14 protein-coding genes are annotated in these 18,641 nt (G+C 41.6%); 8 read left to right on the top strand and 6 right to left on the bottom strand.

The window, feature by feature from the left end:
* Window positions 1-404: 404 nt before the first annotated feature.
* The 3 genes from EXT43_RS16630 to EXT43_RS16620 all read left to right on the top strand — a co-directional run bounded on the left by EXT43_RS16630 (window position 405) and on the right by EXT43_RS16620 (window position 2,071).
* The gene (locus EXT43_RS16630; RefSeq protein ID WP_130167489.1) at window positions 405-719 is read left to right on the top strand and encodes a hypothetical protein; all 315 of its coding nucleotides are present in this window, start codon (window positions 405-407) and stop codon (window positions 717-719) included.
* Window positions 720-785: 66 nt separating this feature from the next.
* Complete coding sequence (locus EXT43_RS16625) at window positions 786-1,088, top strand: hypothetical protein (protein ID WP_240701526.1); 303 nt, start codon at window positions 786-788, stop codon at window positions 1,086-1,088.
* A 101-nt stretch (window positions 1,089-1,189) separates the two neighbouring features.
* On the top strand, window positions 1,190-2,071 hold the full coding sequence (locus EXT43_RS16620; RefSeq protein ID WP_240701525.1) for a cell division protein: 882 nt from the start codon (window positions 1,190-1,192) through the stop codon (window positions 2,069-2,071).
* A 221-nt stretch (window positions 2,072-2,292) separates the two neighbouring features.
* Here EXT43_RS16620 and EXT43_RS16615 read toward each other — a convergent pair whose 3' ends face one another.
* The 5 genes from EXT43_RS16615 to EXT43_RS16595 all read right to left on the bottom strand — a co-directional run bounded on the left by EXT43_RS16615 (window position 2,293) and on the right by EXT43_RS16595 (window position 8,524).
* Entirely contained in the window at window positions 2,293-2,955 is a 663-nt protein-coding gene (locus EXT43_RS16615; RefSeq protein ID WP_130167487.1) for a class I SAM-dependent methyltransferase, read from the bottom strand.
* Window positions 2,956-2,964: 9 nt separating this feature from the next.
* Entirely contained in the window at window positions 2,965-6,618 is a 3,654-nt protein-coding gene (locus EXT43_RS16610; RefSeq protein WP_130167486.1) for an SbcC/MukB-like Walker B domain-containing protein, read from the bottom strand.
* A complete protein-coding gene (locus EXT43_RS16605; RefSeq protein ID WP_130167485.1) occupies window positions 6,615-7,847 on the bottom strand; it encodes an exonuclease SbcCD subunit D C-terminal domain-containing protein in 1,233 nt (410 codons plus the stop codon). Before EXT43_RS16605 ends, EXT43_RS16610 begins: the two co-directional genes overlap by 4 nt.
* Before the next feature lie 69 nt (window positions 7,848-7,916).
* Entirely contained in the window at window positions 7,917-8,153 is a 237-nt protein-coding gene (locus EXT43_RS16600; protein WP_054553375.1) for a hypothetical protein, read from the bottom strand.
* A 134-nt stretch (window positions 8,154-8,287) separates the two neighbouring features.
* Window positions 8,288-8,524: a hypothetical protein gene (locus EXT43_RS16595; protein ID WP_062565433.1), complete on the bottom strand. Its 237-nt coding sequence runs from the start codon at window positions 8,522-8,524 to the stop codon at window positions 8,288-8,290.
* A 271-nt stretch (window positions 8,525-8,795) separates the two neighbouring features.
* Between EXT43_RS16595 and EXT43_RS16590 the strand changes: the two genes are divergently transcribed.
* From EXT43_RS16590 to EXT43_RS16575, 4 genes are all read left to right on the top strand, one after another.
* Entirely contained in the window at window positions 8,796-11,234 is a 2,439-nt protein-coding gene (locus EXT43_RS16590; RefSeq protein ID WP_130167484.1) for a M1 family metallopeptidase, read from the top strand.
* A complete protein-coding gene (locus tag EXT43_RS16585) occupies window positions 11,234-11,737 on the top strand; it encodes a DUF6702 family protein (RefSeq protein ID WP_062565431.1) in 504 nt (167 codons plus the stop codon). Before EXT43_RS16590 ends, EXT43_RS16585 begins: the two co-directional genes overlap by 1 nt.
* 124 nt (window positions 11,738-11,861) lie before the next feature.
* A complete protein-coding gene (locus EXT43_RS16580; protein WP_055021253.1) occupies window positions 11,862-12,479 on the top strand; it encodes an HAD family hydrolase in 618 nt (205 codons plus the stop codon).
* 132 nt (window positions 12,480-12,611) lie between these two features.
* Complete coding sequence (locus tag EXT43_RS16575; protein WP_054553380.1) at window positions 12,612-13,337, top strand: YebC/PmpR family DNA-binding transcriptional regulator; 726 nt, start codon at window positions 12,612-12,614, stop codon at window positions 13,335-13,337.
* A gap of 185 nt (window positions 13,338-13,522) precedes the next feature.
* Here the strand turns inward: EXT43_RS16575 and EXT43_RS16570 are convergent, their stop codons facing one another.
* The gene (locus EXT43_RS16570) at window positions 13,523-15,700 is read right to left on the bottom strand and encodes a malate synthase G (RefSeq protein WP_130167483.1); all 2,178 of its coding nucleotides are present in this window, start codon (window positions 15,698-15,700) and stop codon (window positions 13,523-13,525) included.
* Window positions 15,701-15,927: 227 nt separating this feature from the next.
* Between EXT43_RS16570 and EXT43_RS16565 the strand changes: the two genes are divergently transcribed.
* Entirely contained in the window at window positions 15,928-17,529 is a 1,602-nt protein-coding gene (locus tag EXT43_RS16565; RefSeq protein ID WP_054563156.1) for an isocitrate lyase, read from the top strand.
* The last annotated feature ends 1,112 nt before the right edge of the window (window positions 17,530-18,641 follow it).

The following is an 18,641-nucleotide window of genomic DNA, read 5'->3' as shown; positions in this document are numbered from 1 at the left end:
ACTCTTGAACGACTTTTATTTTAAATTCGAGGGAATATCTACGCTGTGACTTTACTTTCATGATTACTGACTCCAAAGAGGTGTCTACTTTTATGGAGTCAGATCATCAAAACCATCAGCTAGCGAGTTTTGAGGTAGCAGCGATTTTACATCGCGTAGGCATGAAATTTATTTCGCGCGATGCTTCATGGCTCTCTAACTCCCAACCACATACCCTGCAAATATGATAAAAATCAGCGCTGAGCCATTTTTCTTTCTGAACATCTTTAGTATCAATAAAAATTTATAGTTAGCAATGCATTACCTTCTTTGGTAATAATAGAATTATCAAATATATGAGCGTGATATCAGCTGAAATACGCGCGAAGCGCACAATAAAATTGTTAGGTGGCTAAGAGTGTCATATGAACAACCTAGAGTATTGGATTCCAAACTGTTCTCCTTACATATCGAGAATGCTCTATGACATCGATAACCGAACTTTTACGATTGAATTTGTAAATAACGTGAATGACTTCAAGCCATTGTTGAAATTTGTCTGTAAATCCGTTCTTTCATATTCTGAAAATACAGTGGATGAAGATTACGATGACGACCTAATAGATGGTGTTATAGACATTGCTTGGAATGAAGTTGATAAAACTCTAGTGGTGTTAACTGATAAAAAGGAAATGATACTCAAGCTTGGACAAGCACCCATTTGTGAAAACGTCACGTAACAAACTTATAAACATTCGTTGCCTGTTATGCGGGGGATATAAGTTTCTAGAGTAGGAGTGAATTAAGTGCCTGAAGAAGCAATTATGCTTGCGGAAAAATTACTGAAAAGCGATGAAAATTACTTAGATAACGTAATTGCACTTTGGCGTATTGGAAATCAAAAATATGGTCAGTGCTGGGACACTGAATTTCACATCTTTGGTGAAATTGAATCTGAAACAGACCATTTGCCTATAAATCATGTTAGATCGAAGTGTTCAGATGAGTTTTTGGCCAAAGCTGACAAAGAATTAGAAGAAACTATCGAATATTATCGGGCTAATGTTGTTAAAGCTTGCAACATAATTATCGGTAGCAAAAACCTATAACAAACGCATGAAAGGATGTCTTAAGCTTGGCTTGCGCTCGTTCATAGTTAATTTTAGCCAAGTTTAATACGCCCCATATTGCGGCGTTGCCTTTTGGAGATATGGAAATGAATTTGGATAATAATCAAGAATGCAGTAGCCGTAATATTCCATTACCAATTCAGAGAGAAGTTCGGCAGCGTTGTGGTTTTGGGTGCGTAATTTGCGGAATGCCTCTTTATGAGTACGAACACATGGAGGAATGGGCTGAAGTTAAACGCCATGTGGCAGAAGAAATTACCTTACTATGTGATCAACACCATAGGGAAAAAACCGGTGGGTTACTTCCAAAGGAAGTAGTAAAAGAAGCAGACAAAAACCCTTATAATTTAAGAAAAGGTGTATCCAAACCATATAACTTACATTTCGCAGGAAAAGAGGCGAAAGTTGAAATCGGAGGTAATAGTTTTACTTGCCAAGATCGAGGTTATGGCACGGCTATGGTTCCAATAAGCGTGGATGGGACTCCTTTAATTGGTTTGGTATTAGCTGATGGGCATTTGTTACTTAATGTTGTCATATTTGATGAATTTAATGCTCCCGTATTACATATTAAAAATAATCAACTTTACTACTCTACTTCTCCATGGGATATACAATTGGTCGGAACAAAGTTAACCTTAAGAGAAGCACATAGAAAAATTTTACTAGAAATCGATTTCTATCCCCCTAACAGGGTTGTCATAGAAAGGGGGAGATTTTTAAGAAATGGCGTAGAAATTTTAGTGCGCCCTTCAAATTTACTAGTTACCAATAATTCAACTTTGTTAAGCGGTAACCATGCTCATAATTGCTATGGTGGGTTGATTATTGGTTACCACGAAAAACCTATTGGGGGTTTTATGGCTATCGCAGGTGTACCACGTTATTTGGGTGACAGAAAAGAAGCCCTTAAATTTGAGCGAGAGTCATTGAGCCGAATTGAACAAGCCTCTCCAAAATGACAAAAACGCTCGACGCTTTTTACATCTTAGTTTAGCCATAGCCCTTAGAAATTTCTATGCCAAATTCATCTAATAGTCATGAGCTAAAATGCTTTTTTCTAAAATGGTTGAACGACTCAAGGTGCAATGCTCGTAACTTTACTCTTTCCCCTTGTAGCTCGCTAACTTGTTGGTTTCAATCTGAGAGCTGACGGCTGATAGCTGACAGCTCTAGAACGTAGCTAACTCCCAACGACATACCCTGCAAAACCAAGCACTTTAAAGTATTGTTTTGGGGTGCTGAAGCGGGTTTCATTCATTAACTCTGCAAAACGAATGCGGTCTAATGGGTAAAACTCGTGCTCTAGGTTGTGGCGCATGCGTTCTACGCCGACTTCGGTCAAACCTAACTGCGTACAGAGCTGTAATTGAGATTCGCGCTCAAAAGCGGTTTCTGGGCGCATTAAATCGGCAATGTATAAGTTGCTCGATTTTTTAAGTTTGCTGTGAATCGCTTTTAACAGCGCTTTTTTATCGCCATTATCTTCAACAAAGTGCATTACCAGTAAACACAGTGCTGCGTCACATTGAGTGTCGATGTCGTTGATATCACCGCAGTGTACTGTCACGCGGTCGCTGATGTTATGCTGGCCAAACTGTTGCTCGGCAATATCGAGCATGTCTTGTGAAATATCTTGAGCAATAAATTGCCAGCTTGGTTTTAGCGCCGCTAATTCGATGATTTCTTTACCAGTTCCGGCACCAACCACTAAAATGCACGCATCATCGTTCAGCGTGGTTGCTAATTGGGCTGCGGTTGCTTGATGTAATAGCTCATAACCTGGAACTAGGCGCAAAATGCGTTCGTCGTAGTGATTTGCTTCTTCGTGATTAAAAGTTGGCATGCTAATCCTTTAAATAACTGAGATGGTCGAATAACCACCTGGTTTTTTCGCTACATGCACTTGCGTGGCAACGCGTTCGGTCATTTCTGATACGTGAGAAATAACCCCTACTTTGCGGCCTTGTGCTTGCAGAGAATCAAGAGCATCCATCGCGATGCTTAACGTTTCACTGTCCAACGTACCAAACCCTTCGTCGATAAACAAAGAGTTTATCTGTACTTTATTTGACGACAACGAAGCAAGCCCTAATGCCAGTGCTAACGACACTAAAAATGACTCACCGCCAGATAATGTATTAACAGAGCGCTGCTCATCGGCCATGTCTTTATCGATAATAGCGATATCGAGCGTTTGCCCTATGGCTGTTAATTTGTAGCGTTTATTTAGTGTCTGTAAGTGACTATTCGCATAATGTAGCAGTATTTTTAAAGTTTGCGTTTGCGCTAAATTACGCATGGTTTTACCGCTGGCATCCCCGAGCACCTTATTGAGTAAATGCCAGTGCTCATAGCTTTTTTGCTGTTCAACTAATAGCTTTTGTTTATCAGCCAGCGCTTGGCTATTTTGTTGATGGGTTTTAAGCTCAGTCGCAACTTGCAATAATGCGTTATTCGCTTGTACTTGTTGCTCTGTGGCTTGATTAAGCTGTAATTGCAGCTCATCTTCACCGAGAGCTGGTTTGTCTTTTTGGTGCTGAGCCAGCGCCTGCTGTCGCTGTTTTAAAAGCGCCTCAGCGTCTTTTAAGCTACTCTCGGCGGTGTGATAATCTGCCAGAGTTTGTTTAATTTCAGCGGGGCTTATTGTTAATAACTGACTAACTGCTTGCTCATCCAAGCTTGGGTGCTGCGCTTTAAAATCGTTAAACCACAGACTAAAGCGCTCATTAAGCTCCGCTTGCTCAGCGGTGAGCTCTTTTTCACGCTCGTCAATATTGGCGATTTGAATGGCTTGTTCGTCACGCGCCTTCACCGCATTACTATAGTTTGTCTGGGCAAGTTGCAGTGCCTGCTGCGCTGAATCTATCGCCTTTTCAAGCTCTGCTATAAACTCATCTACCGATATCGCTGCGTTACTAAATAAGCCCTCGCGCTTTGATTTTATCTGCGTGAGTTCGTTTTGAGTTTGGCTTAGTTGCTCGTTGCACTGAGTTAAGGAGGTATGTGCTTCGTTTAGCTGCGGAGTTACATGTGCAAGGTGCTGCTCAATGGCTTTTAAGCTAGTTTTAATCTCATCTGCCGTTTGCAGCGAAGCTTGATAAGCCTCAACGTGCTCTGCAATGTTCTCTAAAGAAATGCTTTGTGTATTGAGTGCCTGCCACCAAGGTGCACTAGTGAACTGTTGATTCAGTGTCGTATAAAGCTGCTGATGCTCATCATTGAGCTCGTTTAAACGTGTTTGCTGATTATTTAGCTGTTGCAGTAATTCGTTTAACTGCTGCTCTTTGCTATGTAGCGCTTGCCCTTGCTGATTATACTCAGCTTGCTTAGCCGAAAGCGTGTTTTGCAGCTGCTGTTGCTGTTCAAGGGTTTTGTAGTACTGCTGTTTTTGCAAGCTTAGCTGTTGCTGACGCTCGTTTAACTGATCTTCGGTTAAATCATTTAGCTCAGTACGATTAGCTGCCATGGTTTCTTTGAGGCTCTGTTGTTGAGCGCTCAGTTCCGAGATTTGCCCGCTTAACGAGCTTATCTGTTGGCTGCATGCCGCCAGCTCATTACTTTTAGCTTGCTGTAATGCTTGCTGAGCTTTTAAGTGCTGTTTGGCGTTAGTTAACTGGTTGGTAAAGTCGTTAATAAGTTGACTAAATTGCTCGTTTACCATTTCTTCATGCATAAATGGGTGCTCTTTTGAGCCACATACTGCACACGGCTCCCCTGCCTTTAAAGTGGCGCGTAACTGGCTAACCCCTTCACTGGCTCTTAACTGCACTTGCTGTAAGTTTTGCTCACAAAGCGAAACCTGCTGCTGTGCTTGCTCTGCACCTTGCTGCGCATCTTTTAATGCTGTTTGTAGTTGCTGCTCAGTTTGGCTTAATGTGTTTAGCTGGATTTGCCAATTTTTTAACTGCTGATGATTAGTTTGCCACACTTGGCGCTTTTCAATCAGGTGCTTAATCGCCTCAAGCCCCGCATCAATATCTGCCATTGATTGGGTGTTTAAACTCGATTTAAAGGCGGTATCTTGATCAACTAAGCGCTTAATTTCTTGCTCAAGGGCTTGGTATTGAGTTTTACACTGCTGCGCAGCTGTTTGCTGCTCATCAATTTTAGGTTGAAGAGCTTTTACGTTTTGCTGTGATTGGCTAATTGTGTGCTGTTGCTGGCTAAAGCGGCTTAACTCACTTTTAAAGAATGACCAGTCTTTTGCTAATGGTTGCCATTGTGCATGCGTTTCTAAATAGCTATTTATTTGCGCTTGTTGATCGAGCTGTTTTTGCTGCTCTGCTTTATGGCTATTTAGTTTATTAGTCAGCTCTTGATGATGGTGTGTCGCTTTCTCTGCTTGTACTTTTTGCGCTGATGCTTGCTGGTTTAATACGGCAAGTTGCTTGTCTAACTCACGGGCCTGGCTAATAATAGGCTGCGCGTCTTTTTGTGCTTGCTTTGCTTGGTTTAGTTGCGCTGTTTGCTTCTCAAGTGTTTGCTCAGCGTCTTTGATCAATGTTTTATGATCAACATTTAAAAGCTGCTCACGGTTTTTAATAAGTTGCCCATGTTGAGCAGCAATCGAAGTAACGCGCTCGCGGTTATCTTTTATTTCTAGGCATTGCTGGGCTTGTTTCGCTTCAGTGGCTTTTTCAGCAAGCGCGTGCATTTTTTGTTGTAACTCTTGCTTTGCTTGCTCTGCCTGGTTTAGTTGCTGTTGCTGCTGAGATGCTTGCTTGTACCACCCTTGGTACTGTTCAAATTGTTTTATTTGCTTTTGCAACTCAGCAAGTTTAGCCTCAAGCGCTTTTTGTTCTGCTTGTTTAGTTTCGACCTGTTCAGGGCTTAAAACCTGATAGTTACTTAAACTTAACTTTAACTGCTCTAATGCTTGCAGCTGTTCACGATGGCGTTCAAAAATTCGCTGACCAATACGGCTAAATTTATCGGTGCCTGTTAAGCATTCAAGTAGTTGCGCACGCTCATCCCCGGTTGCTTTTAAAAATGCTGCAAATTCATGTTGAGCAAGCAGCACAGCGCGTGAGAACTGTTCAAAGCTTAAACCGATAATACGCTCGATTTCTTTACTTGCAGCACTCCTATCAGCGATTAGGGTTTCATCGGGTAATGAGTACAGGCTATGTTGCGCAGGCTGTAATTTGCCATCGGCTTTATTACGCGCTCGGCTAAAACTTAACCTTGCTCGGTACTGCTGTTTATCTTGGCCAATGAAGTCAACTTCGGCATAGCCCTGCCCTGCCCCGCGGCGTAATAAGTTTCGCGAGTCATTGAGTTTGATATTGTCGCCGTTAAAGTCAATTTTATTGCCTGTATCGCCGCGTAACCTTGCGGTTTTATTATAAAGCGCTAAGCAAATGGCATCGAGTAATGTGCTTTTACCGGCGCCAGTATCACCCGTAATGGCAAACAGCCCTGCTTCTTTTAATGGTGAAGCGCTAAAGTCGACTACGGCGTCTAAGATAGAGGCTAGTTGGTGAACACGAATCGCTAAAATTTTCATAGTAGGTCCTCTGCATTCAACTCATCGATCACTTGGCTTAGTAAGCCTTCTAATTCTTTTGGCACCGCCTGCCCTGCCATATCTTTATTGTTTGCAAATGCTTGCTCTAAAAGTGAATGTGGGTTTAGCGCTTCAATTTGCGAGACATCTTCAAATAGAGTTTGTTCATCGTCTTGCTGATTGCCCTGCTGACGTACTCTTTCAATGCCACAAAACTTAACCTGCTTACCTTCAAGAGCTTGTTCTATTTGCTCTCTAAAAGTGGTGTCAGTGTCATGGGCGCTCAATTTAACCCGCAGGTATGGCGCTAAATCTTCATCTGTTAAATCGAGCTGTTTTATAAGCTCACAGAGTTCGTTCAGTGGTACGCAGTCTTTTTCTGGTAGCAACATGACTTTACAAAAGCTAGGAATGTAAAGGGGGTTTACAGATGTACCTGAGTCACTAAGCTCGACTAGCACAACTTGATGCTGATAGCGTCTTTCAGAAAATGACATCGGCATAGGCGTGCCACTGTAGCGAATAGTTTCTTTTTTCGCGACTGTCTGAGCTTTATGAAGATGCCCTAGTGCAACATAATCAGGTTGATCAGTAAATATGCTTGCCGATATCGCATCTTCACCGCCAATCACTAAGTTACGTTCAGAATCAGATGAGATGTCTCCACCTTTTGCATGCAGGTGGCCCATAGCAATTAATGGCGCGTTTGGTAATTCGCTTGCTGCTTGTAATGCATCTTTGTAGGCAAGGGCAACTGCTTGGTTGTAACTTAACGGTTGCTCTTGTTGGCGGTTATAACTGCTTAAATCACTGCTACGTAAAAATGGCATAGCAACAACATTCGCATCGCCATTTTTTGTGCTGATTGGCAGTACTACTTCATGAGGAGCGTTGCTATCAAAGCGGCCAACAACATGGGTATCAAACTGAGCCAATAAAGGTTTTGCCGCCATAATACGATTTGCTGAATCATGGTTACCAGCAATAATCACTATGTGTAAGTCAGGGCAATGCTGCTTAGTGGTTTTAATAAATTGGTAGAGTTGGTTTTCTGCGCTGGCAGGTGGCGTTGCCGTATGATAAATGTCACCCGCAACCAGTAGTAAGTCGATCTGTTCTGACACAAGCGTATCGGTTAACCAAGCTAGAAATGCTTGATGCTCATCGAATCGGGAATGCTCGTAGAATTGTTGGCCTAAATGCCAATCAGATGTATGAAGGACTTTCATTAAACGCTCTTATTATTTATTAAGAGCGTCAATATACCTAAGCTGAGCCAAGATGCCCAGCCTGGTTTGTTAACTTAGGCTATACCAAGCAAAAACCACCATAGGCAATGCTAACAATGCCATTATCATAGGTACTTTAAGCGCTTTGGTTTGCTTAGCTTGTAAAATCTTAAGGGCATTTGTTTCATTACATGCCGCTACTTTGTCGATATAAAAATACCCTGAATCTAGGTACTGTTTACAATTTTGTTCGTCCGCTGGAATTGCAATTAGTTCTTGTTGTTTTTTTAGGATATAGAAATCCATACGCTCACCGAATTCTATGCTGATTACCAAACATTTTGGGGTTTAAAATGCGTGCTTCGCAGACCCCAAAATCAAAAAAGTGGGCGATTTTAAATACAAATGGCAGTAAATTTCAATAGCAAATGTCGCAAAATTTAATTTATTACAAAAATAATGGCAATTAAGGATAAAATTACCAGTGCAGTCGGGTAAATTAGCCACTTTTTAGACCCATTTACACTCGGGTTCGTGCGAGATAATGCATCTGACTCATCACAAGCTGCAATCACTTCGACAAATTCAAATCCGCGTTCTTTGTACTCGTTTAGAATTGATTCTTGAGCAGGAATGGCTGCTAAACGAGAGTCTTTTTTTACAATATAAAACTTCATCTAATCACCCTTTCATCATTAACTAGAATTTAAGCAGAGTATCTACTAATCAACTGTAATACTTTGGGATGAATTAGTGCTGAACTAAAATTAACCAGTGTTTTGTAAAGGGGGTTTACAAGGTGTTAATCAAGGCAATTTTTTTGTGAAAAATAGGTCTTCAATAAAACATCGAATACTACCCGAAAAATCCCGCACTTTATCGTTATTTTATTGCAACTTTGTTAGCAGTTTGCGATGGTACGCTGGCAAATTAATTACAGGATTAACAATGAAAAAAGCAGTTCTCAAATTGAGTGCTTTGGTATTGCCTTTAGCAGTATCTTCAGCTGTGATGGCGTCATCTGTTGAGCAAACTAAAGGCTCATTCGTTGACAAGTTCCGTCAGCTAGATGAAGCACTTCCAACTCCAAACGTATACCGTAGTGCAGCCGGTGAACCCGCTGAAAATTACTGGCAACAGCAAGTAAACTACGACATCGATGTAAAGCTTGATGAAAAGAAACGCCGCTTAACAGCAAGCCAAACTATCGAATACAAAAATAACTCGCCGCACACGTTAAAGTACCTTTGGTTACAACTAGACCAAAATATCTTTAAATCTGACTCAATTGCTGAAATGACATCAACTTTCAATGGTAAAACATTGCAAGGTGACCCTCAGCCAAAATCAACTAAATTGAGCTTAGGTCAGTTACGTCGTCAGCAATTCATGGCCGACAACGAGCTGGGTTATCAAATCGCCAATGTTAAAGACGAAGACGGAAAAGAGCTTAAAGTTACTGTAGTAGATACCTTAATGCGTATCGACTTAAACGAGCCGCTTAAACCGGGTAAAGACGTTGAGTTCAGCATGGACTTCGCCTTTAACATTGTTGAAGAAGACGCCGTTGGCGCGCGTTCAGGTTATGAACACTTTGAAGAAGATGGTAACGATATCTTTTTATTAGCGCAGTGGTTCCCTCGTCTTGCTGCATACACTGACTATGAAGCCTGGACTAACAAAGCTTTCTTAGGAAGCGGTGAGTTTACACTTGAGTTTGGTGATTATGATGTAGAAATTACAGTACCTGCTGATCACATCGTATCGGCAACAGGTAAGCTTGATAACCCAAGCAGCGTTCTGACTAGCACACAGCGTAAGCGTCTTGAACAAGCTGAAGATGCTAAGCGCCCTGTTTTCATCGTGACTGAAGAAGAAGCGTTAGAAAACGAGAAAGAAGGCACAGACAAAACAAAAACATGGCACTTCAAAGCTGAAAATGTACGTGACTTTGCATGGGCTTCTTCACGTAAATTTATGTGGGACGCAAAAGGCTATCATCAAGGCGGTAAAGATCAGCCGTTAGTAATGGCAATGTCTTTCTACCCGAAAGAAGGTGGCGACCTTTGGAAGAAGTACTCTACTGAAGCTGTTGTTCATACAATGGAAGTGTATTCACGCTTCTCGTTTGACTACCCTTACCCTGTGGCTCAGTCTGTAAATGGTCCTGTAGGTGGTATGGAATATCCAATGATCACCTTCAATGGCCCGCGTACTGACCTACAAGACGACGGTACTCGTACTTACTCACAAGCAGAAAAGCGTTTCTTAATCGGCGTTGTTATCCACGAAGTAGGTCACATTTACTTCCCTATGGTGGTTAACTCTGATGAACGTCAATGGACGTGGATGGATGAAGGTCTTAACAGCTTCTTAGATGGTGTTGCTGGTCGTGAATGGGACCACACAATTCCTTGGGGTGTTGAGCCTCGCGATGTTGTTGCATACATGAAGTCTGAAAACCAAGTGCCTGTTATGACTCAGTCAGACAGCGTATTACGTTTAGGCCCTAATGCTTATACTAAGCCTGCTGCTGCACTTAACATTTTACGTGAAGTGATCCTTGGCCGTGAGTTATTCGACTTTGCATTTAAAGAATATGCACAGCGTTGGAAGTACAAGCGCCCTACTCCAGCTGATTTCTTCCGTACTATGGAAGAAGCATCAGGTGTTGACCTTGATTGGTTCTGGCGTGGTTGGTTCTACACCACAGATCACGTTGATATCTCGTTAGACAAGGTTTACCAACTTCGTTTAGATACCAAAAACCCTGATATCGACTTTAATCGTTTACGTGATATCGAAGCTGACAAGCCAATGCCGTTATTCGTAAAACGTAATAAAGAAGAAGGCAAAAAACTGTGGGTTGAAGAAAACCCAGACGTAACTGACTTCTACGACGAAAACGACCGCTTCACAGTAACTAACAAAGAGCGCAACGCGTATAACAAATTCCTTAAAGGTTTAGAGCCTTGGGAACGTAAAACGTTTGAGCGTGCAATCAAAGAAGATAAAAACTACTACGTACTTGAGTTCTCAAACTTAGGTGGCTTAGTCATGCCTATCTTACTTGAGCTTACTTATGAAGATGGTACGAAAGAAGAGCAGTACATTCCGGCTGAAATCTGGCGTCGTAACCACAAGCATGTACAAAAGCTAATTGTTACAGAAAAAGGTAAAAACCTAGTGTCTGTTACAGTCGATCCACGCTGGGAAACAGCGGATGTTGATGTAGAAAACAACAACTACCCGCGTCGTATTATTCCATCACGCATTGAAGTGTACAAACGTGAGAAGAGTAAAGCGAAAGTTAGCCGCGATATCATGCAAGATATTAAAACTGAGCTGAAAAAAGACGACGAAAAAGATGCTGAGGAGCAACAATAATGCGCTTTACAGCCATTATTCTTGCTTTATTACTGAGTGCGCCAACTATGGCGCACCAGTTAAAAGCGTCTGTGACTACCGTGTTATTTAACAAACGGACTAACAACATAGAGCTGATGCATCGTTTTTATTTACATGATACAGAACACGCCGTTGAGCATTTGTTTGACGGCAATGCTGATATATTAAGTAATAAAGAAGATCAAAAGCGTTTTGCTGATTATGTTGAGTCACATATTGCTCTACAAACTTTAGGTGGCAAACCACTTGAACTTAAAGATGTGGGTGCGCAAGTTGATGGTAAATTCTTTTGGGTTTATCAAGAAGTCACGATACCAGAGGGAATTCATGGTATTCGTATGAGCAACGGAGCACTTCGTGACCTATGGCCAGCACAAGTAAATATGGTAAACATTGAAGGCAAAGGAAAGGTAAAAACACTGACCTTTAGCCAAGATGATACCTGGCTTGAGGCTAGGTTTGAGTCGGTCAATCCAGAGTAATACCAATCCAAAAGGATTAAAAAAGTTCCTTTTTTAATCCTTTGATCCTTTAATTAACCCATTTCGTAAACTATCTTATTAATGGGCTTCAAAATTTTCCCAACTCTCATATACAGGGATTTATATGACTATCCATGACAACAATATCCGTGGTGTAATCTTTGACTTAGATGGTACTTTGGTTTCATCAGAGTTGGATTTTTCGCTTATCAAAGCGCAGGTAGGCTGTCCTGTTGAGAATGACTTACTTGCTTACATTGCATCATTACCTTCGCCTTACATGCGTGAAGAGGCGATGAACATAGTTCATCAGCATGAACTCATAGATGCACAACACGCTCATTTATTGCCAGGTGTTGCTGAGGCAATTACTAGGCTGAAAGAAAATAATATCCCGATGGCGATTGTAACTCGTAACTACGACCGTGCAGCTGCTATTAAATTAAAGAATAACCCCTTACCAATAGAAACTGTGCTGACTCGCTCTGATGCGCCAGCTAAGCCTGATCCAAGTGCCTTGAATGCGATTGCTACACTATGGGAGCTTGATCAGTCTGAGTTACTTTATGTTGGCGATTACTTATTTGATATTCAGGCTGCGCATAATGCCAATATGCGTGCTTGCTTGTACGCTCCGGATGAAATTCCTGAGTATGCGAATCAGGCCGATTATGTAATGCATCATTTTTCAGAACTACCTACTTTGGTTGACTCATTCCAAGAAAATAAGGTGTTATGTTAAATAGCCTTGTTTTTAATTTTTCCTGAGATTTATTGTTAGTTTTTTATTTTTCTAAATGTCCTAGTACTAGCCCAAGCCGTCATGAGTTGCTAAAATATCGGCAATTATCAAATGTATTCATAGAGGCATAAGATGGGCAGAGCATTTGAAGTCCGCAAAAACGCCATGGCTAAAACAGCCAATGCAAAAACTAAAGTAAATTCTAAGTACGGTAAAGAAATCTACGTTGTTGCTAAAAATGGCGAACCAGATCCAGAAGTTAACCAAGCGCTAAAACGTATTATTGAGCGTGCAAAAAAAGACCAAGTTCCAGCACACGTAATCGATAATGCAATCAAAAAAGCAGCTGGTGGAGCAGGGGAAGACTATTCTCCAGCACGTTACGAAGGCTACGGCCCAGGTAACTGTATGGTAATTGTAGACTGTTTAACTGATAACCCTAACCGTACTATCAAAGATGTACGTTTACCGTTTACAAAAACAGATTCAAAAATTGGCACACCGGGTTGTGTAGCGCATATGTTCGATCACTTAGCTGTTTTAGGCTTTGAAGGTGATGACGACGAAGTTGTACTTGAAGCGCTAATGATGGCTGATGTAGACGTAACGGATGTAGAAGTAGAAGATGGCAAAGTGTCAGTTTTCGCTCCACATACAGAGTACTACAAAGCAAAAACTGCTCTTGAAGAAGCATTTGAAGGTATTAACTTTGAAGTAGACGAAATCACGTTTGTTCCACAAGTTCATACTGACATCACTGATCCAGATGATATCGCAAACTTTGAAAAGTTTATTTCTATGCTTGATGACTGTGATGACGTGCAAAACGTTTATCACAATGCGATTGTCAAAAACTAATTTTAAAAAAATTAGTATAAAAAGGGGCATTTGGTAACAAATGCCCCTTTTTTAATAGATTTTTATTATGTCGTGAATGATGAGTATTCACTGTCGTTATGAGTTCAATTGATATTAGTCAAAAAAAAGCAGCCCTTAGGCTGCTATGAACGACACATGAAACTCGAAGGAGAGTTGTGTAGTGGCTAATTTAACGACTTATATTTTATACGGAACGCATGCAATAATGGTTCAGTATAACCACTAGGTTGTTTAACTCCCTCTAATACAAGGGCTAAAGCTGCTTGATAAGCAACACTTTGTGCTAAGGTTTCGGCTGAATCAGCCATATTTTTGTAAGCCGGATCACCTTCATTTTGTCCATCAACAACTTTCGCCATGCGTGCCATGGTTTTTCTAATTTGCTCTTCAGAACAAACCCCATGATACAGCCAGTTGGCCATGTGCTGGCTTGAAATACGCAGTGTGGCACGGTCTTCCATCAAGCCTACATGGTTGATGTCTGGTACTTTTGAGCAACCAATACCTTGGTCAATCCAACGCACAACATAACCTAAAATACCCTGTGCATTGTTATCAAGTTCGGCTTGAATATCTTCTTTGCTTAAGCTGCTGGCATCTTTCATAAGCGGCGGAGTGAGTAAGCTGGTAAGGCTTGCTTCTTTGCGGTCCATAAGCGCTTTTTGACAGGCAAATACATCAATATCATGATAATGCATAGCATGCAGTGTTGCAGCAGTAGGAGAGGGCACCCACGCGGTATTTGCACCACTTTTCGGGTGACCACTTTTTTGTTCCATCATTAACGCCATTTTATCTGGCATTGGCCACATACCCTTACCAATCTGTGCTTTACCACTAAGGCCAGTTGCAAGACCAATATCTACGTTGCGATCTTCGTATGCGCTGATCCAAGGTTCAAGTTTAATAGCGCCTTTTGGCAGTACTACACCTGCTTGCATTGAAGTATGAATTTCGTCACCAGTGCGGTCTAAGAAGCCGGTATTGATGAATACAACACGCTTTTTAGCTTCGAAAATACAGGCTTTTAAGTTAGCTGATGTACGGCGTTCTTCATCCATAATACCCATTTTAATGGTGTTTGCTGGTAAGCCTAGCAGCTGCTCAACGCGGGTAAATAGGGTATTAGTGAATGCCACTTCTTCTGGGCCATGCATTTTTGGTTTAACAATGTTAATGCTATTAGCCGTTGAATTTTTGAGGGTGCTTGTGCCTTTTAAATCATGAAGCGCTGCGGTGCTGGTGATAATGGCATCCATAATGCCTTCAAACACGTCATTGCCTTCACTATCTTGGATAGCTGGGTTAGTCATTAAATGGCCAACGTTACGCACAAACATCATGCTACGGCCTTTTAGCGTGATTGTTTCCCCATTTACACCTTGATATTGGCGGTCTTGTGCTAAACGGCGCTCAATGGTTTTGCCATCTTTGTTAAATGCTTCTACAAGGTTTCCTTGCATTAAACCAAGCCAGTTTTGATAAACATTTACTTTGTCTTCGGCATCAACGGCAGCAACAGAATCTTCACAGTCCATAATCGTTGTAAGGGCTGCTTCTAGTAGTACATCTTTAAGGCCTGCTTTATCTGCTTGGCCGATTGGGTGATGATGGTCAATTTGCAGCTCTACATGTAAGCCATTATTTTTCAATAAGATAGCGCTTGGGTTTTGCGCTTCACCTTGGTAGCCAATAAGTTGTTCAGGATTTGCTAAACGAACCTGACTACTGTCACGTAATGTGATTAAAAGCTCATTATTTACTACTGCATAGCTGGTGCTTTCGATGTGTGAGCCATTTGCTAAAGGCAATGCTTTATCGAGGAACTGGCGGGCATAAGCCATTACTTTAAAGCCACGTACAGGGTTGTATGTAGAGCCTTTCTCTGCGCCGTCATCTTCACTCAATACATCAGTGCCGTATAGCGCATCATACAAAGAGCCCCAGCGAGCATTCGCTGCGTTTAGAGCAAAGCGTGCATTGCTTACTGGCACAACGAGCTGCGGCCCAGCTGTACTTGCGATTTCAGGCTCTACTTGCTCTGTTTCTATGCTGAAGCTAGCTGGCTCAGGAACGAGGTAGCCAATGTCTTCAAGGAATGCTTGATAGTTAGTTGCATCCCATACCGGCTGCTGCTTGTGGTAGTCATCAATCTTAGCTTGAAGTTGTTCGCGTTTTTCTAAAAGTGCACGATTGATTGGCGTTAGTTCATTGACGATATCAGCAAAACCTTGCCAAAAGGTGTCTGTGCTAATGCCTGTTCCAGGTAAAAGTTGCTGTTCAACAAACTGTGCAAGTTGTTGATCAACGCTTAAACCGTTAAGTGAGAGAGTGGTCATAATAATGTCCTTTAAACGAGCTTAATTTGATCATTCATGGTTCAACCATATCGTAAAAAAGGCTAATAAGCAGGCTATTTACCATTCACTAAAAATATAGTGGCAATAACAACTATAAATTTACTAAATCCAAAAAATCCGCCTAATGTTGAGTTAAGCGCTACGAAGCAAATGCCAAGTAGCCACTCTCACTAACAAAAAATAGATAACCCGTTCGAAGGATTTTTATTATGACAACATATCAACGCGAAACCGATAACCTAGCTACTTTATGTCAAACACAAGGCAAAACGTGGCAGTCAATCAACCCAGAATACGCAAGCCGTATGCGCTTACAAAACCGTTTTCGTACGGGTCTAGACATTGCTCAATACACTGCAGACATTATGCGTGCAGACATGGCAGCCTACGATGCTGACCACAGCCAATACACACAATCATTAGGTTGTTGGCATGGTTTCACTGCACAGCAAATGATGATGGCAATTAAACGTCATAACAAAACAACCAAACGCAGCTATGTATACCTAAGTGGCTGGATGGTTGCGGCACTTCGCTCTGAGTTTGGTCCATTACCTGACCAAAGTATGCATGAAAAAACATCTGTTCCAGCGCTAATCGAAGAAATCTACACTTTCTTAAAGCAAGCTGATGCACGTGAACTTGACCACCTTTACAAAGACCTAGACGAAGCGAAAGCTAACGGCGGTGATGTTCAAGCTGTACTAAATAAAATCGATAACTTTGAAAGCCATGTTGTGCCAATTATTGCTGACATCGATGCGGGTTTCGGTAACGAAGAAGCAACTTACCTACTGGCTAAAAAGATGATTGAAGCGGGTGCATGTGCTATCCAAATCGAGAACCAAGTATCTGACGCAAAACAATGTGGTCACCAAGCTGGTAAAGTAACTGTACCGCATGAAGATTTCCTAGCAAAAATTAACGCTGTTCGTTACGCATTCTTAGAGCTTGGTATTGATAACGGTATTATCGTTGCTCGTACTGACTCATTAGGTGCAAGCCTTACTCAAAAAGTGCCTGTATCTAAAACACCTGGCGACCTTGCTAGCCAATACACGTCGTTCCTTGAAACAACACCTGTAAACAGTGTAGATGACTTAAATGAAGGCGACACAGCAATGAAGCTGAATGGTCAGCTTTGCAAACCAACACGTTTAGATAATGGTTTATACCAGTTCCGTGAAGGCACAGAGAAAGACCGCGTAGTTCTTGATTGTGTAACTAGCTTACAATCAGGCGCAGACTTACTGTGGATTGAAACAGAAAAGCCAAACGTTAAACAAATCGCTGAGCTTGTAAACCGCGTTAAAGAGCAAGTACCAAATGCTAAGCTGGTATACAACAACTCACCGTCGTTCAACTGGACACTTAAATTCCGTGAGCAAGTATATGCTGAGTGGCAAGAACAAGGTAAAGACCTATCTGCTTACCCAAGCATCGATGACAATAAAGCATTAATGGCGCCAGAAATGGATGACACAGAGCTTGCAGCGGCAGCAGATGTACTTGTACAAAACTTCCAAAAAGATGGTGCACGTGAAGCGGGTATCTTCCACCACCTAATCACGCTACCAACTTACCATACAGCGGCGCTAAGCACTGATATTCTATCAGAAGGCTATTTCGGCGACCTAGGCATGCTTGCGTATGTTCGCGACGTACAACGTCAAGAAATCCGCCGTGAGCAAGCATCAGTGAAACACCAAGACCTAGCAGGTTCAAACATTGGTGATACTCATAAAGAGTACTTCTCTGGTGAAAATGCGCTTAAAGCCGGTGGTGAAGCAAATACCATGAACCAGTTCTAACCAAGTTGTAATTTCCTGCGTATACCCAGGCTACGTGAAGATGTAATTTTCAGCGCTATCACAGGGGTTTCAATACAAGGCGTGACAATGAAGGAATGTAGGTACCTTTCGATTTGTCACAACGTAGTAGTGGAGCCCCTGTGAAGCGCCCGAAGGGCAAGGCTAAAACGCATTTATACTGCGTTATTGATTTTAATAAGGGAACCACCATTATCTGCAATCAATGCCTTGTCTAAATGCGTTTTATCTCTTGCTGAAACCTGCATCTCCACGCAGCCTGGGTATAAAATTCAATAATGTTGTTAGGGGCCTTCGGGCCCTTTTTCACATTTTAGCTATCAGCTTTCAGCCGTCAGCCATCAGACTCGCATCTCACATCTCACATCTCACATCTCGCATCTCGCATCTCGCATCTCGCACCTCGCATCTCTCACTTCGCATCTCTCACTTCGCATCTCTCACTTCGCATCTCTCACTTCGCATCTCGCATCTCGGATCACTCTTTAACCAAGTCTTGGATCAGCTATTTACTAGCTTATAAAAATACAGATCACGCATTTACCAGCTTAAGAATTTTAGATCAGGATTTAACTACCTCCGCCTCATGAGCCTTAATTTAGGGCTTATTGGCAGAGCACAGCCTCTAGAATGGCCAAAGTTAGGTCATATAAACGGCAATTTAATGCTGTTTTGTAAAATCTTGCGATTTACAAACCGATTTTTTATTAACTCACCCAAGCTATAAACCGATTTTTTACCAACTCAACATCCTCACAAACCAAAATTTTACTAACTGAAGCTAGGTTTCTAGCGGCACAAACCGATTTTTTACTAACTCAAGTTACTGATTTTGGCTATAAACCGATTTTTTACTAACTGCTTTTGGATTAATGTCCGATATTTGATAAATATATGTAAGGAGTTACTCACATTGTGACTGTAAAGGGGGTTTACAGGGGAGGAGTTAGCGAGGGGAAAGTTAGAAAGGGGAAAGTTAGAAAGGGGGAAGTTAGAAAGGGGAAAGTTAGAAAGGGGAAAGTTAGAAAGAGTAAAGTTAGAAAGAGTAAAGTTAGAAAGAGTAAAGTTAGAAAGAGTAAAGTTAGAAAGAGTAA

Origin of the sequence: Pseudoalteromonas sp. CO109Y (assembly GCF_004208935.1) — a bacterium.
Lineage (GTDB): Bacteria > Pseudomonadota > Gammaproteobacteria > Enterobacterales > Alteromonadaceae > Pseudoalteromonas > Pseudoalteromonas shioyasakiensis.
This window is presented reverse-complemented; position numbering and strand designations above follow the sequence as displayed.